The sequence below is a fragment of the Enterobacter sp. UPMP2052 genome (genome assembly GCF_053709675.1).
Window position 1 is genome coordinate 1,698,059 of sequence record NZ_JBSKJR010000001.1, and the last position, 25,128, is coordinate 1,723,186.

The following is a 25,128-nucleotide window of genomic DNA, read 5'->3' on the forward strand; positions in this document are numbered from 1 at the left end:
GCTGACGGCGGTTTTTGATTATGAATTTTACTTATGGAAGCCGGGCGATCTCACGCGCGATATTCGCCGATTCCTGTGCCCAGCCCTGGGCCAGCACTTTCACCATCTCGTCATAACCATCTTTTTGCTGCTTCATTTCCAGATGGAACGGGCGCTTAATCAGCTGTCCTTGGTGATTCAGCAGCCATTCGCCACTGATCACCACGGCACCGTCATAGCGGCCATGGAAGCCCGTTACCGTGACGTTCAGCGTATCCTGATCGCTTCCCAGCGGCTGAGACGCGACAATCCACCCGGGAAGCTGGCTGCTCAGATTCGCCACCAGCGTGTTACGCAACTGCTGATCCAGCGGGCTGGCCCAAAGATTATTGTTGGCAATCACGTACTGGACATCGCTGGTCTGGTACACCACGCCGTTACCCGCCAGATAATCCGGAACCGCTACCTGTTCTACCCACAGCAGACGGTTACCCTGCGAAGCGCTGCTTTGCGCGCCCGACTGGGCGTTCAACGGCAGCTGATAGTAGCTTTTATTTTCACTCCCCGAGCTACAGGCCGTTAATACCAGCGCTCCGACAATTACCAGCCATTTTTTCATTGTTTCGCCCTCTTAGGCTCAGGATCCTTTTTATCTTTCGCTTCAAACACCAGCGCGTTGCTCTTCTCGTTGAGCGTTTTCAGAACCGGCTGGAGTTCACGCAACACCTGATCAAGACGCTGCATATCGGCCACCATCTTATTGTAGGCCGCCGATCCCGGCTGGAAGCCCTGCATGCTGCGATTCAGTTCACGCAGCGTTTTCTGCATGTCCTGCGGCAGCTGCTGCATGGACTGGCTTGCAGTGATCTTGTTGATATTATCAAGCGTGGTCTGCAGACGGCGCATGGTCGCCTGGCTCTGACTCAGCGAGTTGGTCGCCGCTTCAATCATCGGGTTCAACGGCAGATTGTTAATCTTATCCAGCGTATCCATCAGACGCTGCTGGATCTGTGCCAGACCACTGCTGACCGTTGGAATGATTTTGTAGCCGCCAAATTCGCGCTGGCCGGTGATGGCAGGTGCTTTAGGATAGAAATCCATATCGACATACAGCGCGCCCGTCACCAGGTTGCCGGTCTTCAGCGAGCCGCGCAGCCCGCGGTTCATCAGCTCGGTGATATGCGCGCCGATATCCTGATTTTCGCCAATCTGGTTGATGAGACGCTCTGGCTCAATGCGAATCAGCACCGGAATGCGATAATCGTCGTCCAGCACCTGACGCAGGCCTGGAACGAAGAACGGTACCTGTCCGACCGTACCCAGGCGGATCCCACGGAACTCAACCGGCGCACCCGGCTGCAGGCCACGTACGGAATCTTTAAAGAACATCAGGTAGTCGATGTGATCGGTATAGAGCGCATCCTGAATGCTTTTCTGATCGTCAAAGAGCCTGAAGGCGGTTTTCTCAGCAACAGGCTGCCCGATGTCGATCCCCTCTGGCACATCGAAGCTCACTCCACCGCCAAAGAGCGTGGTCAGAGATCCCATTTCAACGCGCATTCCGGCAGAGGTCAGATCCACGGCGATCCCGCTGTCTTTCCAGAAACGAACGTTGCTGGTCACCAGACGATCGTTTGGCGCATTGATAAACAGCTGATAGCTGATGGTGCGCTTTTGCGGATCGAAAGTGCTGGTTTCAACCGAGCCAACGCGATAGCCCCGGAACAATACCGGGTCGCCAGGCGAGAGCTGACCGGCTTTTTTGCTGTCGAGGATAACGCGAATCCCTTTTGCATCCGGTGGCGCAAGCGGCGGTGAGTCTAACAACTGATACTGGGCAGGCTGGGTGCCTTTGCTCCCCGGCTGCAGCTCAATATAGGCGCCGGACAACAGCGTGCCTAAGCCGCTGATGCCTTCTCTTCCGACCTGGGGTTTAACCACCCAGAATACGGAATCATTATGAAGTAGCTTCTCCATCCCGGCATGTAAGCGCGCCTTGATTTCAACGTGCGTTAAATCATCCGTCAGCGTCGCGCTCTCTACCACACCGACGTCCACGCTGCGGCTTTTGATGGTGGTTTTCCCACCCTCAATGCCTTCCGCGTTAGTGGTGATAAGCGTGACTTCCGGTCCCTGATGGCTGTAATGATAAAACAGGATCCATGCACCGATCAGCGCGGTCACGATGGGGAAAATCCACACCGGCGACCAGTTCTTGACCTTGCGCACTTTCGCCTCTCCACTCTTATTTTCCATGCTCTAACTCTTCCTCATGGCTTGAATCTGGCTCACGATCCCACGATAAACGAGGGTCGAAGGTCATGGCCGCAAACATGGTCATAATCACGACCAACGCAAACATTAGCGCGCCCAGCGCGGGATAAATACTCATGAGTCCCCCCATACGCACCAGCGCAGAGAGCACCGCAATCACAAAGACATCGATCATTGACCATCGCCCGACGAACTCCACCACTTCATAAATCAGGTGCATACGTTCGCTGTCGCGCTTGCCGTGCCCTTTCGCATCCCAGCACAGCCAGGCGATGGCGATCATCTTTAAGGTGGGCACCATAATACTGGCAATGAATATCACGCCAGCAACGGGGTAGGACCCCTCCCCCCACAGCAAAATGACCCCGGCAAGGATTGTCGAGGGCATTTTGTCACCGAGCAGATCGGTAATCATGATCGGCAAAATATTGGCGGGCAGATAGAGCATGATCGACGTCAACAGCAGCGCCATGGTCCACTGCAGGCTATTTTTACGCCGCACGTGCCCCGTCGTTCCACAGCGCGGGCACACTTCCCGATCGGCCGGCAGCACGGCAGTACAGCAAGAGCAGGAGCGCAGCCCCTGGCGGATACCGGGCACGCCCACCTTAACCGTCTGGTTAAGGGTGGGAGCAGGCGCGATGTCGTCCCACGTCCAGCGTCGGTCCACGCACTGAAACGCACGAAGCTGCAGCACACAATAGAGACACCAGGGAATAAAGCTGCTGCCAATCCCGACGTCGCCGTAGGCCATCAGCTTCACAAAGCTCACCAGGATCCCCGCCAGAAAAATCTCTGCCATTCCCCAGCTTTTCAGCAGGAACAGGGTTCGCGCGAGCCTGATTTTAACGGGCGTGGGCATCCGGACGCGGTTGACCAGAAGCAGGATGGCGATCAGGCAAAACGCCGGAACGATTTGGACGAATAACAGAAAGAAGGTACCGAGGCTGGCGTAATCTTCGGTGAACATCACCCCCGGTATTTCAAGTAATTTGACCTGGCTGGTCATCCCTCCCACCTTCATATAAATGAAGGGGAAGAGATTCGAGAGCACCAGCATGAACAGCGCGACAATAGCGTAGGCGGTAGGACGCTGCCTTGGCGCGTCCCACTCCGTCGTTAAGGTTGCTCCGCAGCGCGGGCACGTCGCCTTATGTCCGTGACCCAGCTCTGGTATCGCCACGAGCATATCGCATTGCGAACATAATATATGTCGGTCGGCATGGTGCTGGTCACACATTGTTGATCCCTGTTATGCGCCGTTTTTCAGTGATTCAAGGTATTCCCAGCGCTCAAACGCCTCTTCCAGCGCCTTCTCTGCCTGGGACAGGTCTGCCAGTACTTTCTGAGTATAGTCGTGAGGCTGCGTAAAGAAGGAGGCATCCGCCACCTGGGTTTGCAGCGCTTCAAGCGCCGCTTCCAGCTCTTCAAGACGCTGCGGCAATGCTTCCAGCTCGCGCTGCAGGTTATAGCTCATTTTAGCAGGTGATTTTTTTGCACTTTCTGCTTTCGCGACAGCAGGTTCTGGGACGTTTTTGGCTTTCGCCTGCTTTAACGCCAGGGACTGCGTCTGCTGTCCACGCGCGTCATTATACCCGCCCACGTACTGACCAATGCGGCCTTCGCCTTCGAAGATCCAGCATTCGGTAACAGTGTTATCAACGAACTGACGATCGTGGCTCACCAGCATGACGGTGCCCTGATAGCCGTCGATCAACTCTTCCAGCAGTTCCAGCGTTTCGACATCCAGATCGTTGGTCGGTTCATCGAGAATTAACAGATTGCTCGGTTTCAGGAACAAACGTGCAAGCAGGAGACGATTTCGTTCCCCACCGGACAGCGCGCGTACCGGCGTCATCGCCCGTTTAGGGTGGAACAGAAAGTCCTGCAGGTAGCCCAGCACGTGGCGCGGCTTGCCGTTGACCATCACTTCCTGCTTACCTTCGGCAAGGTTATCCATCACCGTTCTGTCTGGATCCAGCTCCGCGCGGTGCTGGTCGAAATAGGCCACTTCCAGCTTAGTACCGCAGTGCACGCGGCCGCTGTCAGCCTGCAGCTGACCCAGCATCAGCTTCAGCAACGTGGTTTTACCGCAGCCGTTCGGGCCGATAAGCGCGATTTTGTCGCCACGCTGTACCTGCGCGGAGAAATCTTTCACCAGAACTTTGCCGTCGACCTGGTAATTGACATCTTCCATCTCAAACACAATCTTGCCTGAGCGGGCGGCTTCTTCTACCTGCATCTTCGCGCTACCCATCACTTCACGGCGGGCGCTGCGCTCGTTGCGCATCGCTTTCAGCGCGCGCACGCGGCCTTCGTTACGGGTACGACGGGCTTTAATGCCCTGGCGGATCCAGACCTCTTCCTGCGCCAGCTTGCGGTCGAACTCGGCGTTTTGCAGCTCCTCAACGCGCAGGTTTTCTTCTTTTTCCAGCAGATAGGTATCGTAATCGCCAGGATAGGTCACCAGCTTACCGCGATCGAGATCGACAATGCGGGTGGCCATATTGCGAATAAACGAACGGTCGTGCGAGATGAAGATGATCGTGCCGTTGAAGGTTTTCAGGAACCCTTCCAGCCAGTCGATGGCTTCGATATCCAGGTGGTTGGTCGGTTCGTCCAGCAGCAGTACTTTCGGGCCGCTGACCAGCGCGCGGCCAAGCGCCGCTTTACGCAGCCAGCCACCGGAGAGCGACGCCAATTCCATGTCCGCATCCAGGCCTAACTGATCCAGCACTTCGGTGATACGGCTTTCAAGCTGCCACAGGCCGTGGTGATCCAGCAGCTCCTGCAGGCGCGCCATCTCATTCAGGTTTTTCTCGCTCGGATCGGTCATCACCAGATGCGAAATTTCGTGATAGCCCTTCAGGTATTCAGCCTGCTCAGAGATCCCTTCCGCGACGAAGTCGTACACGGTCCCCGCCACGTTACGCGGTGGATCCTGCTGCAGGCGGGAAACAATCAGATCCTGCTCGTAAACGATGCGTCCGTCATCCAGACCCTGCTCACGGTTTAAGATCTTCATCAGCGTGGATTTACCCGCGCCGTTACGGCCTACCAGACAAACGCGCTCGTTATCTTCGATATGCAGTTCAGTGTCGTCGAGAAGAGGCGCATCGCTGAAGGACAGCCAGGCGCCATGCATACTAATTAGTGACATTTAATTTTCCTTTCAGACCGCGGAGATTAACCAGCAGTTATGGATCTGACGATTACGGGCGAAGTCCTGAGACAGCGTTTTTTGACTGATTTCTTGTGCTTTCAGTCCCAGAGCGGCCAGGCCGTCGTGATCCATGCGGAATCCGCGTTTGTTATTCGAGAACATAATGGTACCGCCCTTGCGCAGGAGGCGTTTCAGGTCGGTCATCAGGCGCAGGTGATCGCGTTGAACATCAAAGCTATCTTCCATACGCTTGGAGTTAGAGAACGTTGGTGGATCGATAAAGATCAGATCGAACTGTTCATGGGTGTCGCGCAGCCAGCCCAGCACGTCGGCCTGCATCAGACGATGCTGACGCCCGGTCAAACCGTTCAGGCGCAGGTTTCGTTCGGCCCATTCCAGATAGGTGCGAGACATGTCGACGGTGGTCGTGCTGCGCGCCCCGCCCAGGCCAGCATGGACGCTGGCACTGCCGGTGTAGGAGAACAGGTTCAGGAAGTCCTTACCTTTGCTCATCTGGCCCAGCATACGACGGGCAATACGGTGATCGAGGAACAGTCCGGTATCAAGATAGTCGGTCAGGTTGACCCAAAGACGGGCGTTGTATTCACCCACTTCGATAAAATCACCCTTCTCATTCATCTTCTGGTACTGATTTTTACCCTTCTGGCGCGCGCGGGTTTTGAGGACCAGCTTGTTAGGGGCAATACCCAGCACGCTGATGGTCGCCGCGATCACGTCCAGCATACGCTGACGCGCTTTCTGTGCATCAACAGTTTTAGGCGGGGCATATTCCTGAACGACTACCCAGTCCGCATAGCGGTCTACCGCCACGTTATACTCCGGCAGATCGGCATCGTACAGGCGATAACATTCAATGCCTTCCTGTTTCGCCCACTTTTCAAACTTCTTCAGGTTTTTACGCAGACGGTTGGCGTAATCTTCCGCCACGCCAGAAGGCTTGCTGTCCGCCGTTTTCTCTGCCAGATGGTAGTTTTTCTGCACGCAATCCAGCGGACCGTTTTTGGCCTTAAACTGGCGATCGGCGCGCAGCTGCAGGCAGCTTAACAGCTCAGGCGAGGCGCTAAACAGCGACAGGTTCCAGCCGCCGAAGTGGTCTTTCATGTTGCGACCGAGCAGGCTGTGCAGGGCAATCAGCGCCGGTTCGCTGTCAAGGCGCTCACCGTATGGCGGGTTGCTGATAACGGTGCCGTACGGGCCTTTTGGCAGCGGATTGGTCAGGTTGGCAACGTCTTTTACCTCGAAGGTTACCAGCTCGCCGATACCTGCACGGCGGGCGTTGCTGCGCGCGCGTTCAATGACGCGTGCGTCGCTGTCAGAGCCGTAGAAATGGGAGGTATATTCTGCCAGGCCTTTACGCGCACGGGTCTGCGCATCGGCTTTCACCTCTTTCCAGATCGCTTCGTCGTGCTGTGCCCACCCTTTGAAGCCCCAGTGCCCGCGGTGCAGCCCTGGCGCACGGTCGGTTGCCAGCATGGCCGCTTCAATCAGCAGTGTACCGGAACCGCACATCGGATCGAGCAGCGGGGTACCCGGTTGCCACCCAGAGCGCATAACAATGGCGGCGGCGAGGGTTTCTTTAATGGGCGCCATACCGGTGCTGTCGCGATAGCCGCGCAGGTGTAAGCCCGCTCCGCTCAGATCGAGAGAGATGCTGGCGGTGTCGCCATTGAGCCAGACGTTGATCCGCAAATCGGGATTTTCACGATCGACGTTCGGACGTTCCTTATTTTTACGGGTGAAACAGTCCACGATGGCGTCTTTTACGCGCAGGGCACCGTACTGGCTGTTGCGGATCTCATCGTTGACGCCGTTAAAGTGCACCGCAAAGGTTGCGTCAGGGGAGAAGATCTCTGTCCAGTCGATCATCTGAACGCCGGTATAGAGGTCGAGATCGCTGTAGACCTTGCACTCTTTCATCGGCAGCATGATGCGCGACGCCAGACGGCTCCACATCAGGCTCTGGTAAATAAGCCGCGTGTCGCCCTCGAAATGGACACCACCCTGAACCACCTGACACGCTTGCGCGCCTAAGGCTTCCAGTTCAGTTTTTAACAGCTCTTCCAGCCCACGGGCCGTACTGGCAAACAGAGAATTCATATCGTCACTTTTACTCTTAGAAAATTGTCGCGCATTATAGCTAATATGGCGTGTATGTCATAAAGTTGAAGGCTTATTTTCATTTGCAGGAGTGTGCGGTGGCAACGTTATCCAGGCTTTTTATTCATCCGGTAAAATCCATGCGCGGGATTGGCGTGTCTCACGCGCTCGCTGACATGAGCGGTTTTGCCTTCGATCGTATTTTTATGGTCACCGAGCCTGACGGTACGTTTATCACCGCGCGCCAGTTCCCGCAAATGGTTCGCTTTACCCCTTCGCCGCTGCATGACGGCCTGCACCTGACCGCACCGGACGGTGCCAGCGCGGTGATCCGCTTTGCTGATTTTGCGCCAGTCGACGCGCCAACGGAAGTGTGGGGGAATCATTTTACCGCACGCATTGCCCCGGACGAGATTAACCGCTGGCTAACCGGGTACTTCTCCCGCGACGTCCAGTTGCGCTGGGTGGGTCCGGCGCTGACGCGTCGCGTTAAGCGCCACGATGCAGTTCCCCTCTCCTTTGCCGACGGTTTTCCTTACCTGCTGACAAACGAAGCCTCGCTGCGCGATCTGCAGAGCCGCTGTCGCGCCAGCGTCCAGATGGAGCAGTTCCGCCCCAATCTGGTCGTAACCGGAGCAGACGCCTGGGAAGAAGACACCTGGAAAACGATCCGCATCGGCAGCGTCATTTTTGACGTGGTGAAGCCGTGCAGCCGCTGTATCTTCACCACCGTCAGCCCGGAGAAAGGCCAGAAGCATCCTTCCGGTGAACCGCTGAAAACGCTGCAGTCGTTCCGTACCGCCCAGGATAACGGCGATGTCGATTTCGGCCAGAACCTGATCCCCCGCGCCAGCGGTGTGATCCGCGTGGGTGACGAGGTGGAGATCCTCGCCCGTGGGCCTGCCAGAGTGTACGGTGCGAGTCAGGAAGATGCGTTCGTGGACGTCGTCACAGAGGCAAGCGCGGCTGTCGATATTCACTGGGAAGGCAAAGCGATCCGTGGCAATAATCAACAGGTGTTACTGGAGCAGCTGGAACAGGCGGGCATTCGCGTGCCGTATTCCTGTCGGGCGGGCATCTGCGGATGTTGTCGAATCAAGCTGGTGAGTGGCGAAGTCCAGGGTCTGAAGAAATCCGCGATTGGGGATGACGGTACGATCCTCTGCTGCAGCTGTATTCCAAAAACGTCGGTACAGTTAGAGGCTTAAACGGCCTGCTCAAGGCTGAAGGCATCCACACGAAGCTGGGGCTTCAGCCTGTCATTCATCACCTTGATCGCATCGCCAAGCTGCATCACTCGACCGGCAATGGTCACACCGGGCTGGGCCAGCAGACAAAGCGCGGCGTTTTCACCCGGCTCAACCACCAGCAGGCTCACCTCTTCCGCGGTATCGCTTAAGTTTACGCTGGCGGCATCACCCACGGCAGGCGTCCAGCTCATGCCGTGCGCCTGAAAATGCCAGCTCTTGGGCATTTGCGGTTTCAGGAAACGGATCGCGACCAGCGCATTTAGCACCAGCTCAGCGCGTTGTTCTTTAGTGAGTTCCAGATCGCGGCATTTTTCTTCGAAAGAGAAATACAGCGCGGCATCATCAACGCAAAATCCTGACGGATCAAAGGCATCCGGGGTCAACATTCGGCGCGCAAAACGTGAGCGAAATAACATGCCATTGGCTAAATCGAGCATCATTCGATCGTGCTCGTCACAATAATACCAGCGCCAGTTATCGTCAGGTTTAATTCGCATGTGACTTCCCCCCTTCCCGAACGTCCTGTTCTAAAAATGTCTCGTTTGCCGTCTCGCTTTTAGCAACATTAATAAAAGACCATAACGTCTAAATAAGCAACAACGAGGGAATATAAATCAACCAGGGCTGGAAATAAAGCCCTGGTTGTCTGATAAAGGGAAAAGATTAGATATGCGTGACGATTTCTTTAATCAATTGCGGGCCTTTGAAAATAAAGCCGGAATAAATCTGGACCAGCGAAGCGCCAGCCGCCATCTTCTCGCGCGCCGCAATAACCGAGTCGATACCGCCCACGCCAATAATCGGCAGCTGACCTTTTAATTCAGCAGACAATGCCCGAATAATTTCAGTGCTTTTTAATTGTACTGGACGTCCGCTTAACCCACCCGCTTCGTTACAGTTTTTCATTCCCTGAACCAGAGAACGATCGAGGGTGGTATTGGTCGCAATGACGCCATCAATATTATGGCGCACTAAACTGTCGGCGACCTGGATCAATTCTTCAACTGAAAGATCGGGTGCGATCTTCACTGCCACCGGCACATATTTATGGTGGATCGCCTGGAGTGCATTTTGTTTATTTTTTATCGCGCTAAGCAGATCGTCCAGCGCTTCACCATATTGCAGTGAACGCAGGCCCGGCGTATTGGGTGAGGAGATATTGACCGCAATATATCCGGCATAGGCATAGACTTTTTCCATACAAATCAGATAGTCATCTTTACCCTGCTCGACCGGCGTGTCTTTATTTTTGCCAATATTGATGCCTAATACGCCGTCGAAATGGGCTTTTTTCACGTTCTCGACCAGATGATCGACGCCGTGGTTATTAAAGCCCATACGGTTGATTAGCCCTTCGGCTTCAACCAGGCGGAACAGGCGCGGCTTATCGTTACCCGTTTGCGGGCGCGGGGTCACCGTACCGATTTCAATGGCGCCAAAGCCCATCGCGCCCAGGGCATCGATGCACTCGCCATTTTTATCCAGACCAGCAGCCAGGCCCAGCGGGTTCTTAAAGGTCAGCCCCATGCATTGCACAGGTTTTTCCGGCACGTTTTGACGCACCAGAGCGGCCAGCGGCGTTCCGGTAATACGGCGTAACTGCTGGAATGTAAATTCATGAGCGCGCTCAGGATCGAGCTGGAAAAGGGCTTTACGAACGAAGGGGTAGTACATGAACTCTCCTGGATTCCCGGTGTGCAAACCGGGAGGGGATTATCAGCGATCCGGCCCGGAAAGGGAATTGACCTGTGGCAAAAAAAGCGGGTTAAAACGCAATCGTTTACTTCGCCGTTCGTTTCTTATGCAGTTTCCGGCAGTTTAATTGCGGATAAATCATTTAGTGGAATAAGCCTGCGATGTCACACTCCTGAAAATTGTTATGAATGTTAGATAAAAGCAAACAATTAGTTATAAGGAGAAAGCATGCGCGTCATCACCCTGGCCGGAAGTCCACGATTCCCTTCTCGTTCCAGCGCTCTGCTGGAGTACGCCCGCGACAGGCTCAGCGCCCTGGACGTGGAGGTGTGCCACTGGAACCTGCATAACTTTGAACCCGAAGATCTGCTTTATGCCCGTTTCGACAGCCCGGCGCTGATGGCCCTGACCGAGCAGTTCAAGGACGCAGACGGATTGATCGTCGCGACGCCGATATATAAAGCCTCTTTTGCCGGCGGGCTGAAAACCCTGCTCGACCTGCTGCCCGAACGTGCGCTGGACGGCAAAGTGGTGCTGCCGCTGGCGACAGGGGGAACGGTCGCCCATCTACTGGCCGTCGATTATGCCCTGAAGCCGGTGCTGAACGCCCTGAAGGCCCAGGAGATCCTGCACGGCGTATTCGCCGACGATTCTCAGGTCATCGATTATCAGCATAAACCGCAGTTCACGCCGAACCTGCAGACCCGCCTCGATAGCGCCCTCGAAACCTTCTGGCAGGCTTTGCACCGCCGTGATGTGCAGGTACCCGCGTGGACATCTCAAGGAGTGGCTCATGCGTAAAATGTTGACCCGTCTCGCCCTGGCAGGCGTGCTGACCATTTCCTCTCTGAGCCATGCGGCTGAGACGGCGCCGGAAAGCCTGCGTATCGGCTATCAAAAAGGCAGCGTCAGCATGGTGCTGGCAAAAAGTCATAAGCTGCTGGAAAAACGCTACCCGGATACGCACTTTTCGTGGGTGGAGTTTCCGGCCGGTCCGCAGATGCTGGAGGCGCTTAACGTCGGCAGTATCGATCTTGGCAGCACCGGCGATATCCCGCCGATCTTTGCCCAGGCGGCTGGGGCCGATCTGGTGTACGTGGGTGTTGAACCTGCCAAGCCTAAGGCCGAAGTGATCCTGGTGCCGGAAAATAGCGACATAAAACGCGTCGCCGACCTCAAAGGACATAAGGTCGCTTTCCAGAAAGGTTCCAGTTCGCACAACCTGCTGTTGCGTGCGTTGCAGGAGGCTGGACTTACGTTCGCCGATATCCAGCCTGTGTACCTGACGCCAGCTGACGCCCGCGCGGCGTTCCAGCAGAAAAACGTGGATGCCTGGGCAATCTGGGACCCGTATTACTCCGCCGCGCTTCTGCAGGGTGGCGTGCGCGTCCTGAAAGACGGTACCACGCTGAAACAGACCGGCTCGTTTTACCTGGCGGCACGCCCGTATGCCGAAAAGAACGGAGCCTTTATACAGGGCGTGCTGGAGACCTTTACCCAGGCGGATGCGCTGACGCAAAGCCAGCGCCAGGAGAGCATCACCCTGCTGGCGAAAACGATGGGCTTGCCCGAGCCGGTGATCGCCAGCTATCTCGACCATCGGCCGCCCACCACCATCGCCCCGGTGGACGCCCACGTCGCCGCTCTCCAGCAGCAAACCGCTGATCTCTTCTATCAAAACCGCCTGGTCCCCAAACAGGTGGATATCCGCGACCGTATCTGGCAACCCGCAGGCAAAGAAGGAGCAAAATCATGAGCCTTAACCTTTTCTGGTTTTTACCGACCCACGGCGATGGGCACTATCTTGGCACCGACGCGGGCTCTCGCCCGGTTGACCATGGCTACCTGCAACAGATTGCGCAGGCCGCGGACAGAATCGGTTTTACCGGCGTGCTGATCCCGACGGGGCGCTCGTGCGAAGATGCCTGGCTGGTGGCCGCGTCGATGATCCCGGTGACGCAGCGCCTGAAATTCCTGGTCGCCCTGCGTCCGAGCGTGGTTTCCCCCACCGTGGCGGCACGACAGGCTGCGACGCTGGACAGGCTTTCTAACGGACGCGCCCTGTTTAACCTGGTGACCGGCAGCGACCCGCAGGAGCTGGCGGGCGATGGCGTGTTTCTCGATCATACCGAGCGTTACGAAGCCTCCGCAGAGTTTACCCGCGTCTGGCGACGCCTGCTCGAAGGTGAAACCGTCACCTTCGAGGGCAAACATATTCATGTTCGAGACGCGAAGCTCTACTTCCCGCCGCTCCAGCAGCCCCGCCCTCCCCTCTATTTCGGCGGCTCGTCTGATGTCGCGCAGGATCTGGCAGCCGAGCAGGTCGATCTCTATCTGACGTGGGGCGAGCCGCCCGAGCTGGTAAAAGAAAAGATTGCGCAGGTGCGCGCCAAAGCCGCAGCGCATGGCCGTCAGGTGCGCTTCGGTATTCGCCTGCATGTGATTGTGCGCGAAACCAACGAAGAGGCGTGGCAGGCGGCAGACAAGCTGATATCCCACCTTGACGATGCCACCATCGCGAAAGCACAGGCGGCGTTTGCGAAAACCGATTCCGTCGGGCAGCACCGCATGGCCTCGCTGCATAACGGCAAGCGCGAGAACCTGGAGATCAGTCCAAACCTGTGGGCGGGCGTTGGCCTGGTTCGCGGCGGAGCGGGCACTGCGCTGGTGGGGGATGGCCCGACCGTGGCGGCGCGCATTAACGAATATGCGGATCTCGGTATCGACAGCTTTATTCTCTCGGGCTATCCGCATCTTGAAGAGGCGTACAAGGTCGGCGAGCTGTTGTTCCCGCATCTGGATGTTGCCATTCCGGCGATCCCGCAGCCTCAACAGCATCAACTGCAGGGCGAAGCGATAGCGAATGAATTTATTCCGCGCCGCGTCGCACAGAGCTAAGGAGCCGCTATGTCTGCCACCCCGCAAAAATGGCTGTTACGCGCTGCTCCATGGTTTTTACCCGTCGGTATTGTCCTCGTCTGGCAGCTGGCGTCGTCTGCTGGCTGGTTATCCAGCCGCATTCTGCCCTCTCCGGAGGGCGTGGTCGAAGCGTTCTGGTCGCTGAGCGTGAGCGGTGAGCTGTGGCAGCACCTGGCTATCAGCTCATGGCGCGCGGTGATCGGCTTCTCAATCGGTGGAAGCATCGGCCTGACGCTTGGGCTGATTAGCGGTTTGTCCCGCTGGGGTGAGCGGTTGCTGGATACGTCGATACAGATGCTGCGCAACGTGCCGCATCTGGCGCTGATCCCGCTGGTGATCCTGTGGTTTGGCATTGATGAAAGCGCCAAAATTTTCCTCGTGGCGCTCGGGACGTTGTTCCCGATTTACATCAACACCTGGCATGGCATACGCAATATCGATCGTGGACTGGTGGAGATGGCGCGCAGCTATGGGCTATCCGGCTTTGCGCTTTTTACCCATGTGATCCTGCCGGGTGCCCTGCCCTCAATCATGGTTGGCGTGCGCTTCGCGCTCGGGCTGATGTGGCTGACCCTGATTGTGGCAGAAACCATTTCGGCCAACTCCGGCATCGGCTATCTGGCGATGAATGCCCGTGAGTTTTTGCAAACGGACGTGGTGGTGGTCGCCATCGTTCTTTACGCCCTGCTCGGCAAACTCGCCGACGTCAGCGCCCAGTGGCTGGAACGCAGCTGGCTTCGCTGGAACCCGGCCTATTCCCCTCAGGAGGCTAAAGCATGAACACTGCCCGACTTAACCAGGGAACGCCGCTGTTGCTCAGCGGCGTCACGAAACGCTACGGCGATAACTCCATTCTGAACGCACTGGATTTACATATTCCCGCCGGACAGTTTGTGGCGGTAGTGGGCCGCAGCGGCGGCGGAAAGAGTACCTTGCTACGGCTCTTGGCCGGGCTGGAGGCGCCAAACGGCGGCGATATTCTGGCTGGTACCACGCCGCTGGCAAATATTCAGGATGATACCCGCATGATGTTTCAGGACGCGCGCCTGCTGCCGTGGAAAACGGTTATCGATAACGTTGGGCTGGGCCTGAAAGGTGACTGGCGGGAGGCGGCAAGGCAGGCGCTGGCCGCCGTGGGCCTGGCGGATCGCGCCGGTGAATGGCCTGTGGCGTTATCCGGTGGGCAGAAGCAGCGCGTGGCGCTGGCGCGCGCGCTGATCCACCGTCCGGGGCTGTTGCTGCTGGATGAGCCGCTCGGCGCGCTCGATGCCCTGACGCGGATTGAGATGCAGGCCTTGATTGAGTCCCTGTGGCAGGAACATGGGTTTACGGTACTGCTGGTAACGCATGATGTCAGCGAAGCCGTTGCGATGGCCGATCGCGTGTTGCTTATAGAAGAAGGGAAAATTGGCCTGGATTTGAGCGTGGATATCCCGCGCCCGCGCCGCGTGGGGTCAGCAAGACTGGCGGAGCTGGAAGCGGAAGTGTTGGATCGGGTGATGAAGCGCGGGGTGAATGAGCGGGCGTTGATTACGGCGAATGCCTGATGCCCTCACCCCGGCCCTCTCCCACAGGGAGAGGGCGAAAACCCTATGTAGGCCCGGTAAGCGCAGCGCCACCGGGCAATTTTTTTACGCTAACGCTTTAGCGATCTTCTCGTACAGATCGCCAGACAGGTTTTCCAGCCCTTTCAGCTGCTCCAGCGCGGCGCGCATTTTCGCCTGACGCTCGGCGTCATAACGCTTGAGGCGGATCAGCGGCTCAATCAGACGTGACGCCACCTGCGGGTTACGGCTGTTCAGCTCGGTCAACATTTCAACCATAAACTGATAACCGCTGCCGTCTTCGGCGTGGAACGCTGCCGGGTTGGCGCTGGCAAATGCACCAATCAGAGAACGTACGCGGTTCGGGTTGCTCATGGTGAAGGAGCGGTGCTTCAGCAGGCTGCGCACGGTGCTCAGCACATCTGCCGACGGGCTGGTGGCCTGCAGAACAAACCACTTGTCCATCACCAGGCCGTCCTGATGCCATTTGTCATCGTACTCCTGCATTAGCGCATCGCGACACGGCAGTTCGGCAGCAACGCTTGCCGCCAGCGCCGCCAGCGCATCGGTCATGTTGTCCGCCTCGTGGTACTGTTTGCTTACCAGCGTATTCGCCAGCTCGACATCACCGAAGGCCAGGTAGCGCAGGCAGGTGTTACGCAGGGAGCGCTTACCGATGTCCTCATGCTCTACGCGATAGGCATCCAGCTTGTTGAGGTTGTAAATCGCCAGGAATTCGTCCGCCAGCTCGGTCGCCAGGGTGCGGGTCAGCGCTTCGCGAACGGTCACGATCGCAATCGGGTCGATGATGTCGAACAGCTCAGCGATTTCACTGGCAGAAGGCAGCGTCAGAATTTCCGCCGCCAGGGCCGGATCGATCTGCTCATCGAGCAGGATGGCACGGAACGCGTCGGCCACATGCACCGGCAGCGTCAGCGGCTGGCCCTGCTGGTAACGGTTAACGTTGAGCTTAATGTAGGTTGCCAGCAGGCTTTGCGCCGCATCCCAGCGAGAGAAGTCATTGCGCGCGTGACGCATCAGGAACGTCAGCTGCTGATCGCTCCACTTGTACTCCAGCTTCACCGGGGCAGAGAATTCGCACAGCAGCGCTGGCACCGGCTGGAAGTAAACGTTATCGAAGATAAAGGTCTGCTCTGCCTGGGTAACGTTCAGCACGTGGTGCACCGGATGGCCGCCCTTCTGCAGCGGGATGACGTTCCCTTCGTTATCGTACAGCTCAATGCTAAACGGAATGTGCAGCGGGTGTTTCTCTTCCTGCTCAGCCGTTGGCGGCGTGCGCTGGCTGATGGTCAGAGAATACTGCTCGGTTTCCGGGTTGTAGTCGTCTTTTACGCTCACAATCGGCGTACCGGCCTGGCTGTACCAGCGGCGGAAATGAGACAGGTCGACGTTTGAGGCATCTTCCATCGCCTGCACGAAGTCGTCGCAGGTGGCGGCACTGCCGTCGTGACGTTCGAAGTAGAGCTGCATCCCTTTCTGGAAATTCTCTTCGCCCAGCAGAGTGTGGATCATGCGGATGATTTCAGCGCCCTTCTCATACACCGTCAGGGTGTAGAAGTTGTTCATCTCAATCACTTTGTCCGGACGAATCGGGTGCGCCATCGGACTGGCATCTTCGGCAAACTGCAGGCCGCGCATGGTGCGCACGTTGTTGATGCGGTTAACCGCACGCGAACCCAGATCGGAGCTGAACTCCTGATCGCGGAACACGGTTAAGCCCTCTTTCAGGCTCAGCTGGAACCAGTCGCGGCAGGTCACACGGTTACCGGTCCAGTTGTGGAAATATTCGTGGCCAATGACGCGTTCGATATCCAGGTAATCTTTATCGGTCGCGGTATCGGTACGCGCCAGGACATATTTCGAGTTAAAGACGTTAAGGCCTTTGTTCTCCATCGCCCCCATGTTGAAGAAGTCGACGGCGACGATCATGTAGATGTCGAGGTCATATTCGAGGCCAAAGCGCTCCTCGTCCCACTTCATGGAGTTGATAAGCGAGGTCATCGCCCACGGCGCGCGATCGAGATTGCCACGGTCAACGAACAGTTCCAGCGCCACGTCGCGTCCGGAACGGGTTTTAAAGGTGTCGCGCAGCACGTCGAAATCACCCGCCACCAGCGCAAACAGGTAGCATGGTTTCGGGAACGGATCCTGCCACTGTACCCAGTGACGTCCGTTTTCCAGCTCGCCCTCGCCCACACGGTTACCGTTGGAAAGCAGGAACGGATAGAGAGTTTTATCGGCGATGATTTTGGTGGTGAAGCGCGCCAGAACGTCCGGGCGATCCAGATACCAGGTAATGTGGCGGAAACCTTCCGCTTCACACTGGGTGCACAGCGCCACGCCTGACTGGTAAAGCCCTTCCAGCGCGGTGTTGGCGGCAGGGCTAATTTCATTCACGATGCGCAGGGTAAAGCGTTCAGGCAGGTTGTTAATGACCAGCTGATTGTCTTCTTCTTTATAGTCGGTCCAGGCGGCGTCATTAATATGCAGAGAAACCAGCGTCAGGTCTTCACCATCAAGACGCAGCGGGACGGCCGTCGCGCTCTGACGCGTCACCTGGCTTACCGCCGTTACAACGGTTTTAGTGGCATCCAGGTCAAAAGTCAGATCGATATCGCTAATCAGGTATTCCGGCGCACGGTAGTCGTGGCGGTATTTGGCTTGAGGCTGTTGTGTCATAGAAAACCTTATGCATCGTTTGTCGAGTAACGTTTCAATATATTCCTGTTGCGTAAAACGCGCTACGCAGAATGTTCATCTTTTCAGTTACAAACCGCTTTTTCGCTACATTTATTTAACAGGGGCACGAAATGCGCTCGACCCTAAAGTCAGCTTATGTTGTGATCGGGGTTCAATAAATCACTAAACAAGGTATACTCCGGAGTTGTTTAATGTACTAAACGCTCCTGTGAGAGGATGCTACTGCGCACCTATGACTCGATTCGCTTCTCCTGTTCTGCATACGTTGCTGGATACCGACGCGTATAAACTGCATATGCAGCAAGCCGTTTTTCACCATTACCATGACGTTCAGGTTGCGGCTGAGTTTCGCTGCCGGGGCGACGACTTGCTGGGTATCTACGCAGATTCCATTCGTGAACAGGTCGATGCCATGCGGCATCTGGCGCTGCAGGACGACGAATATCACTGGCTTTCGGGCCTGCCTTTCTTCCACGCCGATTACCTGAACTGGCTGCGCGAGTTCCGCTATAACCCCGATCAGGTGACCGTGACCAATGACAATGGCAAGCTGGACATTCGCCTTGAAGGCCCGTGGCGTGAAGTCATTATGTGGGAAGTGCCGCTGCTGGCCGTCATCAGTGAACTGGCCCACCGCTACCGCTCGCCCGACACCGGCGTTGAGCAGGCGATTGCTTCGCTTGAACATAAACTCGTTGAATTCTCGCATCTGACCGAAGGGCTGGATATGTCCCGCTTCCGTCTGATGGACTTCGGCACGCGCCGCCGTTTCTCCCGCGAGGTACAGCAGGCCATTGTTGAGCGTCTGAAGCAGGAACCATGGTTTGTAGGCACCAGCAATTATGACCTGGCCCGTCGTCTGGATCTGACCCCCATGGGCACCCAGGCACACGAATGGTTCCAGGCACACCAGCAGATCAGCCCCGACCTTGCCAACAGCCAGCGCGCTGCGCTTGCCGCCTGGCTGGACGAGTACCCTGACCAGCTAGGTATCGCCCTCACTGACTGCATTACCATGGACGCGTTCCTGCGTGACTTTGGTCCTGAGTTTGCACAACGCTATCAGGGCTTGCGCCATGACTCCGGTGACCCGGTTGAATGGGGCGAGAAGGCCATCGCCCATTACCAAAAATTGGGCATCGACCCAATGAGCAAGGTGCTGGTCTTCTCCGATAACCTCGATCTGGCGAAAGCCGTCGACCTTTATCGCCACTTCTCTTCCCGAGTGAACCTGAGTTTCGGTATCGGGACCCGTTTGACCTGTGATATCCCACAGGTAAAACCGCTGAACATCGTCATAAAGCTGGTGGAATGTAACGGCAAGCCGGTGGCAAAACTCTCTGACAGCCCAGGCAAAACCATCTGTCACGACAAAGCATTTGTCCGCGCCCTGCGCGAAGCCTTCGATCTGCCGCAGGTTAAAAAAGCAAGCTGACCGCCTCAGGGAGCCTTTCAGGCTCCCTCTCACCTTATTTATTTCTGATTTCTTCTCTTTTGACTGCGAAATCTGCTTGTCTGATGGCGGATGCCAGGTAACATAGATATCCCCCCTATAAGGGCGGACAAGTGTTTATTTTTTCCGACTATTAACAGAGAGAATATTATGAGCGTTGTGCCTGTAGCCGACGTACTCCAGGGCCGTGTCGCCGTTGACCAAGAAGTCACCGTGCGCGGATGGGTGCGTACTCGCCGAGATTCTAAAGCTGGCATCTCCTTCCTCGCCGTCTATGACGGTTCCTGCTTTGATCCTGTACAGGCCGTCATCAATAATTCTCTGCCCAATTACAATGATGACGTTCTGCACCTGACAACGGGTTGTTCCGTTATTGTCACCGGCGTGGTTGTGGCATCGCCTGGTCAGGGTCAGAGTTTCGAAATTCAGGCTTCCGCTATCGAAGTCACGGGCTGGGTTGAAGATCCTGATACCTACCCGATGGCGGCAAAACGCCACAGCATTGAGTATCTGCGTGAAGTGGCGCACCTGCGTCCGCGCACCAACCTGATTGGAGCGGTTGCCCGCGTGCGTCACACGCTGGCGCAGGCGCTGCATCGCTTCTTCGATGAGCAGGGTTATTTCTGGGTCTCTACCCCGCTTATCACCGCGTCTGACACCGAAGGTGCCGGCGAAATGTTCCGCGTTTCAACGCTGGATATGGAAAACCTGCCGCGCACGCCGGAAGGCAAAGTGGATTACGACAAAGACTTCTTCGGGAAAGAAGCCTTCCTGACGGTGTCCGGCCAGCTCAACGGCGAAACCTACGCCTGTGCGCTGTCTAAAATCTACACCTTCGGCCCAACCTTCCGTGCCGAAAACTCCAACACCAGCCGTCACCTGGCGGAGTTCTGGATGCTGGAGCCCGAAGTGGCTTTCGCGGATCTGAATGACGTAGCAGGCCTGGCAGAAGCCATGCTGAAGTACGTGTTCAAAGCGGTTCTTGAAGAACGTGCTGATGATATGAAATTCTTCGCTGAACGCGTGGATAACGACGCGATTGCCCGTCTTGAGCGTTTCGTTTCCGCTGACTTTGCGCAGGTGGATTACACCGATGCGGTTGCTATCCTCGAAAAATGCGGCGAGAAGTTTGAGAACCCTGTTTACTGGGGCGTTGACCTCTCCTCCGAACACGAGCGTTATCTGGCAGAGAAACACTTCAAAGCACCGGTGGTTGTGAAAAACTATCCGAAAGACATTAAGGCCTTCTACATGCGCCTTAACGAAGACGGTAAAACCGTGGCAGCGATGGACGTGCTTGCGCCGGGCATCGGCGAAATCATCGGCGGTTCTCAGCGTGAAGAGCGTCTGGACGTGCTGGACGCCCGTATGGAAGAGATGGGTCTTAACCCTGCTGACTACGGCTGGTATCGCGATCTGCGTCGTTACGGCACCGTTCCGCACTCCGGTTTTGGCCTTGGCTTTGAACGTCTTATTGCCTACGTCACCGGTGTACAGAACGTGCGTGATGTGATTCCTTTCCCACGCACGCCGCGTAACGCCAGTTTCTAATCGCGTTATCAATGATAATGGCCAGCACATGCTGGCCATTATTTTATTCTGCAATGTCAATTTTCGTCAGGTCAAAGTCAGCTTGATTAAGCTGCAACCCCGTCAAATCCCCTGCTTGTTACGTTTTATTTCCACGAAACATCTGCGAACAAAAAATAAACCACAGTCTTATTGTGCTTATTGAATTCTTAAGCAATAGCACAAAATTAACGCCACTATGCAGCCTTCCGGAAGGCTATTCGTGGTCATAAGAAAAGATGCACCGTTTAACTTCTGTTTATATGAAATCCTTTTATCGAAAATAAATATAAGAAATTCATATATATAGGAATGAAAACGCTGTTTATTTAGGCAATCAGTTCTGAAGTTTGAGGTGGTTCACAAAGTTCCCGAAAATACACAAATTTTTACACATTATTTCTTTTTGTTACTGAATCTTGAGGATTGTAGCACTTTCAGGCTAGCGAAACGGTTCTATGAATGGAAAGATGCCTGTCAGACACATAAAGACACCTAACTCTCATCAATAGTTCCGGAAATATTTATTGACAGAATTTATTGGCGGCAGTGGCGAGTGTCATAAAAAAACCAATGAGGGTAATAAATAATGATGAAGCGCAATATCCTGGCAGTGGTTATCCCTGCCCTGCTGGTAGCCGGTGCAGCTAACGCTGCAGAAATCTATAACAAAGACGGCAACAAATTAGATCTTTACGGGAAAGCTGTTGGCCTGCATTACTTCTCTGACAATGATGGCAACGATGGCGACATGACTTACGCGCGTCTGGGCTTCAAAGGCGAAACCCAGATCAACGACCAGCTGACCGGTTACGGCCAGTGGGAATACAACTTCCAGGGTAACAACTCTGAAGGCAGCGACGCACAGAGCGGCAACAAAACTCGTCTGGCATTCGCAGGTCTGAAATTCGGTGACGCAGGCTCCTTCGACTACGGTCGTAACTATGGTCTGGTGTATGACGTTATCGGTATCACCGATATGCTACCTGAGTTCGGCGGCGACACTGGCGCAAGCGATGACTTCTTCGCGGGCCGTACCGGTGGTCTGGCAACTTACCGTAACAACAACTTCTTCGGTCTGGTTGACGGTCTGAACTTTGGCGTTCAGTACCTGGGTAAAAACGAGCGTACCGACGCTACCCGTTCTAACGGCGACGGCTGGGCAACCTCTCTGAGCTACGAGTTTGATGGCTTCGCAGTACTGGGTGCTTACGGCGCCGCTGACCGTACCAACAACCAGCAGACTCTGGAATGGGGTAACGGTGATAAAGCTGAGCAGTGGGCGACCGGTCTGAAATACGACGCGAACAACATCTACCTGGCAGCACTGTACGGCGAAATGCAGAACGCAGCGCGTCTGGGCAGCCGTGGCTTCGCTAACAAGTCTCAGGACTTCTCTGTTGTTGCACAGTACCAGTTCGATTTCGGCCTGCGTCCGTCCATTTCCTACTACAAATCTAAAGCGAAAGACGTAGAAGGTATCGGCGACGAAGACTTCATCAACTACATCGAAGTGGGTGCGACTTACTACTTCAACAAAAACATGTCCACCTATGTTGACTACCAGATCAACCAGCTGAAAGACGACAACAAGCTCGGTATCAACAATGATGACACCGTTGCTCTGGGTATCGTTTACCAGTTCTAATCAGCACGCCACAATGTTATATGCTTAATGAACAGGGCTTCGGCCCTGTTTTTTTTTGCCTGAAAGCAAAAAATGGCGACTTTTGAGAAGCTGCACGCTTTTCGTCGCAAACGGTTGGCATTTTGTAAATCTACCGTTAACCTGATAGCGGATTTCACTTCTGTAATCACAATGGAACTTCGTCATGTTTGAGAACATTACCGCCGCTCCTGCCGACCCAATTCTGGGCCTGGCCGATCTGTTTCGTGCCGATGACCGCCCTGGCAAAATCAACCTGGGTATTGGTGTATATAAAGATGAAACCGGCAAAACACCGGTACTGACCAGCGTTAAAAAAGCGGAACAGTACCTGCTGGAAAACGAAACCACCAAGAACTACCTCGGTATTGATGGTATCCCTGAATTTGGTCGCTGCACGCAGGAACTGCTGTTCGGTAAAGGCAGTGAGATTGTGAGCAGCAAACGCGCTCGTACAGCACAAACGCCAGGCGGCACCGGTGCCCTGCGCGTTGCGGCGGATTTCCTGGCGAAAAACACCTCCGTTAAGCGCGTCTGGGTCAGCAACCCAAGCTGGCCAAACCATAAAAACGTCTTTAACTCTGCGGGTCTGGAAGTGTGTGAATACGCTTACTACGATGCAGCAAACCACGCGCTGGACTTTGACGGTCTGCTGACCAGCCTGAACGACGCGCAGGCGGGTGACGTTGTTCTGTTCCATGGCTGCTGCCATAACCCAACCGGTATCGATCCGACGCTGGAACAGTGGGAACAGCTGGCAAAACTGTCCGTTGAAAAAGGCTGGCTGCCGCTGTTCGACTTCGCCTACCAGGGCTTTGCTCGCGGGCTGGAAGAAGATGCCGAAGGCCTGCGCGCGTTCGCGGCTGTTCATCAGGAGCTGATTGTCGCAAGCTCATACTCCAAGAACTTCGGCCTGTACAATGAGCGCGTGGGTGCCTGTACGCTGGTCGCCGCCGACGATCAGACCGTCGACCGCGCGTTCAGCCAGATGAAATCCGTGATCCGTGCAAACTACTCTAACCCACCGGCACACGGTGCCTCTGTGGTGGCGACCATCCTGAGCAACGACGCGCTGCGCGCGATCTGGGAGCAGGAGCTGAACGATATGCGCCAGCGTATCCAGCGCATGCGTCTGCTGTTTGTGAGCACGCTGGCGGAGAAAGGGGCTGACCGTGATTTCAGCTTCATCATCAAGCAAAACGGCATGTTCTCGTTCAGCGGCCTGACTAAAGAACAGGTTCTGCGTCTGCGTGAAGAGTTCGGCGTCTACGCCGTTGCCTCTGGCCGCGTAAACGTGGCGGGCATGACGCCAGATAATATGGCACCGCTGTGCGAGGCGATTGTCGCCGTTCTGTAACTCGCGCCCACAAAAAAGCCTGCATATGCAGGCTTTTTTCATTCTGGTTACCAGACAGGCATTTCATCCTGAAGGAACGGATTGTGTACCCGTTCATAGCCCAGCGTCGACATCGGACCGTGCCCGGGGATAAACGTCACGTCATCGCCTAACGGCAATAACTTCTGCTTAATCGACTGGATCAGCTGTCCGTGATCGCCGCGCGGAAAATCACTGCGTCCTACCCCACCTTTGAAAATCACATCGCCGGAAATCAGCAGACGCGACTGGTCATCAAAGAAGACGATATGGCCCGGCGTGTGCCCGGGACAATGCAACACCTGTAACGTCACATTCCCTACGCTTACACGATCTCCTTCGTTCAGCCAGCGATCGGGCGTCAGCGGCTGACACTCATCAAGGCCAAACATGCGACTTTGGGCAGGTAACCCCTCAAGCCAGAACTCATCTTCTTTTTCCGGACCGATAACCGGCACACCGTAGTGCTGCGCCAGTTCAGCTGCTGCCCCCACGTGGTCAAGGTGACCGTGAGTGAGCAGGATCTGCATCAGTGTGACGCCGCTTGCAGCGACTTCCTGCTTGATTTTCTCAGCGTCGCCGCCGGGATCAACAAGCGCGGCCAGTTTGGTTTGCTCACACCAGATTAATGAACAGTTCTGGGAGAACGCGGTAACCGGAATAATACGATAGTTCATACTGCTCCTGTGTTTCGTTATTACCAGTGCCTGACCGGCCCGGTATCAATATGCACAAAGTTGCTACGTGGGTAATATCCTACACCACCTGCGCGCATAGATAACGCAGCTTTGCGAATATTGGCTAACGAAACGCCTTCAATGTGGAAATCCATTGCCTGCCCTTTGGTGTGGTAGCTTTTTTTCGCTACCCCACGGCTGTGGGCACGCAGTTCGTTATTGGTATCGAGCGAGCGATAGCCAGAAATGAGCTGCACAGGTCTGCTGGTCCCCAACAGGCCCTGAAGGCGAAACAACTGATCAAACAGTCCTGGATCGATGGCTTTTATTTTATTCGCGCGGAAATCACGGAAAAAATGGTTTAGTTTTGCTAATTCATCCTGAATATAGCCTCTGCCATCGAAAAACTCCGCTTTAAGCGACTCACCGGTGTGAAGATTGTTGAGCGTTAAAATACGCGGACGTGGGGTCGAGAGGGTGGCAAATGCTGGCGTCGGCAAGATGGCCGCTGCGCCCAGCGCAACACCACCTAACGCCAGCAGTTTGCGGCGATTAGCGTCAAATTTGTCCATGATAATCAGGTCTACAGGTCAATGAAATCGTCAATATGCTTAGCGCACGAAGGGCACCTTAACTGGCAAAGCCGACAACGTCAAGGCGCCCAACCCCAGTAAATACGCGGCCTACAGCCATATTGCCCCGTATTCACCATAACTTACGACAAT

At 55.6% G+C, this 25,128-nt stretch carries 20 protein-coding genes; 10 read left to right on the top strand and 10 right to left on the bottom strand.

Annotation, left to right across the window (positions count from 1 at the left end; genetic code table 11):
- Positions 1 to 31: 31 nt before the first annotated feature.
- The 5 genes from pqiC to rlmKL are packed head-to-tail and all read right to left on the bottom strand — an operon-like array spanning position 32 to position 7,534.
- The gene (gene pqiC, locus ACWKX3_RS07985) at positions 32 to 598 is read right to left on the bottom strand and encodes a membrane integrity-associated transporter subunit PqiC (RefSeq protein WP_137271897.1); all 567 of its coding nucleotides are present in this window, start codon (positions 596 to 598) and stop codon (positions 32 to 34) included.
- Complete coding sequence (pqiB, locus tag ACWKX3_RS07990; RefSeq protein ID WP_006174533.1) at positions 595 to 2,235, bottom strand: intermembrane transport protein PqiB; 1,641 nt, start codon at positions 2,233 to 2,235, stop codon at positions 595 to 597. Before pqiB ends, pqiC begins: the two co-directional genes overlap by 4 nt.
- Positions 2,225 to 3,493: a membrane integrity-associated transporter subunit PqiA gene (gene pqiA / locus ACWKX3_RS07995; RefSeq protein ID WP_042319461.1), complete on the bottom strand. Its 1,269-nt coding sequence runs from the start codon at positions 3,491 to 3,493 to the stop codon at positions 2,225 to 2,227. Before pqiA ends, pqiB begins: the two co-directional genes overlap by 11 nt.
- 12 nt (positions 3,494 to 3,505) lie before the next feature.
- Positions 3,506 to 5,413, bottom strand: coding sequence for an ABC transporter ATP-binding protein (locus ACWKX3_RS08000; protein WP_454541563.1), 1,908 nt, complete (start codon positions 5,411 to 5,413; stop codon positions 3,506 to 3,508).
- Between the two features lie 12 nt (positions 5,414 to 5,425).
- Positions 5,426 to 7,534 (bottom strand): bifunctional 23S rRNA (guanine(2069)-N(7))-methyltransferase RlmK/23S rRNA (guanine(2445)-N(2))-methyltransferase RlmL, encoded by a 2,109-nt coding sequence (rlmKL, locus tag ACWKX3_RS08005; RefSeq protein WP_454541564.1) that lies wholly within the window; start codon positions 7,532 to 7,534, stop codon positions 5,426 to 5,428.
- 98 nt (positions 7,535 to 7,632) lie between these two features.
- On the opposite strand from rlmKL, the gene ACWKX3_RS08010 reads away from it, so the two are divergent.
- The gene (locus ACWKX3_RS08010) at positions 7,633 to 8,742 is read left to right on the top strand and encodes a YcbX family protein (protein WP_042319458.1); all 1,110 of its coding nucleotides are present in this window, start codon (positions 7,633 to 7,635) and stop codon (positions 8,740 to 8,742) included.
- On the opposite strand, the gene zapC is transcribed toward ACWKX3_RS08010, so the two are convergent.
- Together zapC and pyrD are read right to left on the bottom strand one after the other, a co-directional pair.
- On the bottom strand, positions 8,739 to 9,281 hold the full coding sequence (zapC, locus tag ACWKX3_RS08015; protein ID WP_006174525.1) for a cell division protein ZapC: 543 nt from the start codon (positions 9,279 to 9,281) through the stop codon (positions 8,739 to 8,741). The two genes, ACWKX3_RS08010 and zapC, sit on opposite strands and share 4 nt — an antisense overlap.
- Before the next feature lie 166 nt (positions 9,282 to 9,447).
- Positions 9,448 to 10,458 (bottom strand): quinone-dependent dihydroorotate dehydrogenase, encoded by a 1,011-nt coding sequence (pyrD, locus tag ACWKX3_RS08020; RefSeq protein WP_454541565.1) that lies wholly within the window; start codon positions 10,456 to 10,458, stop codon positions 9,448 to 9,450.
- Positions 10,459 to 10,707: 249 nt separating this feature from the next.
- Here pyrD and ssuE point away from each other — a divergent pair, with 249 nt between their 5' ends.
- The 5 genes from ssuE to ssuB are packed head-to-tail and all read left to right on the top strand — an operon-like array spanning position 10,708 to position 14,945.
- Positions 10,708 to 11,280 carry an NADPH-dependent FMN reductase gene (ssuE, locus tag ACWKX3_RS08025; protein WP_202561952.1) on the top strand — a complete coding sequence of 191 codons (573 nt, stop codon included), beginning with the start codon at positions 10,708 to 10,710 and terminating at the stop codon, positions 11,278 to 11,280.
- Positions 11,273 to 12,235 (top strand): sulfonate ABC transporter substrate-binding protein, encoded by a 963-nt coding sequence (locus tag ACWKX3_RS08030; RefSeq protein ID WP_202561951.1) that lies wholly within the window; start codon positions 11,273 to 11,275, stop codon positions 12,233 to 12,235. Before ssuE ends, ACWKX3_RS08030 begins: the two co-directional genes overlap by 8 nt.
- Positions 12,232 to 13,377: an FMNH2-dependent alkanesulfonate monooxygenase gene (gene ssuD, locus ACWKX3_RS08035; RefSeq protein WP_088207554.1), complete on the top strand. Its 1,146-nt coding sequence runs from the start codon at positions 12,232 to 12,234 to the stop codon at positions 13,375 to 13,377. Before ACWKX3_RS08030 ends, ssuD begins: the two co-directional genes overlap by 4 nt.
- Positions 13,378 to 13,386: 9 nt before the next feature.
- The gene (gene ssuC, locus ACWKX3_RS08040) at positions 13,387 to 14,178 is read left to right on the top strand and encodes an aliphatic sulfonate ABC transporter permease SsuC (RefSeq protein WP_088207555.1); all 792 of its coding nucleotides are present in this window, start codon (positions 13,387 to 13,389) and stop codon (positions 14,176 to 14,178) included.
- Positions 14,175 to 14,945, top strand: a complete 771-nt coding sequence (ssuB, locus tag ACWKX3_RS08045; RefSeq protein WP_454541566.1) for an aliphatic sulfonates ABC transporter ATP-binding protein — start codon at positions 14,175 to 14,177, stop codon at positions 14,943 to 14,945. Before ssuC ends, ssuB begins: the two co-directional genes overlap by 4 nt.
- An 84-nt stretch (positions 14,946 to 15,029) precedes the next feature.
- Here ssuB and pepN read toward each other — a convergent pair whose 3' ends face one another.
- Positions 15,030 to 17,642 carry an aminopeptidase N gene (gene pepN / locus ACWKX3_RS08050; RefSeq protein ID WP_088207557.1) on the bottom strand — a complete coding sequence of 871 codons (2,613 nt, stop codon included), beginning with the start codon at positions 17,640 to 17,642 and terminating at the stop codon, positions 15,030 to 15,032.
- Positions 17,643 to 17,895: 253 nt separating this feature from the next.
- Between pepN and pncB the strand changes: the two genes are divergently transcribed.
- From pncB to ACWKX3_RS08070, 4 genes are all read left to right on the top strand, one after another.
- A complete protein-coding gene (gene pncB, locus ACWKX3_RS08055) occupies positions 17,896 to 19,098 on the top strand; it encodes a nicotinate phosphoribosyltransferase (protein ID WP_088207558.1) in 1,203 nt (400 codons plus the stop codon).
- A gap of 168 nt (positions 19,099 to 19,266) precedes the next feature.
- A complete protein-coding gene (asnS, locus tag ACWKX3_RS08060) occupies positions 19,267 to 20,667 on the top strand; it encodes an asparagine--tRNA ligase (RefSeq protein ID WP_042319454.1) in 1,401 nt (466 codons plus the stop codon).
- A gap of 607 nt (positions 20,668 to 21,274) precedes the next feature.
- Positions 21,275 to 22,333 (top strand): porin OmpF, encoded by a 1,059-nt coding sequence (gene ompF / locus ACWKX3_RS08065; RefSeq protein WP_006174505.1) that lies wholly within the window; start codon positions 21,275 to 21,277, stop codon positions 22,331 to 22,333.
- A gap of 184 nt (positions 22,334 to 22,517) precedes the next feature.
- On the top strand, positions 22,518 to 23,708 hold the full coding sequence (locus tag ACWKX3_RS08070; RefSeq protein ID WP_454541567.1) for an amino acid aminotransferase: 1,191 nt from the start codon (positions 22,518 to 22,520) through the stop codon (positions 23,706 to 23,708).
- 47 nt (positions 23,709 to 23,755) lie between these two features.
- Here the strand turns inward: ACWKX3_RS08070 and ACWKX3_RS08075 are convergent, their stop codons facing one another.
- Together ACWKX3_RS08075 and ACWKX3_RS08080 are read right to left on the bottom strand one after the other, a co-directional pair.
- Entirely contained in the window at positions 23,756 to 24,403 is a 648-nt protein-coding gene (locus tag ACWKX3_RS08075; protein ID WP_058609221.1) for an MBL fold metallo-hydrolase, read from the bottom strand.
- A 20-nt stretch (positions 24,404 to 24,423) separates the two neighbouring features.
- Positions 24,424 to 24,975: a YcbK family protein gene (locus ACWKX3_RS08080; RefSeq protein WP_006174497.1), complete on the bottom strand. Its 552-nt coding sequence runs from the start codon at positions 24,973 to 24,975 to the stop codon at positions 24,424 to 24,426.
- Between the last annotated feature and the right edge of the window lie 153 nt (positions 24,976 to 25,128).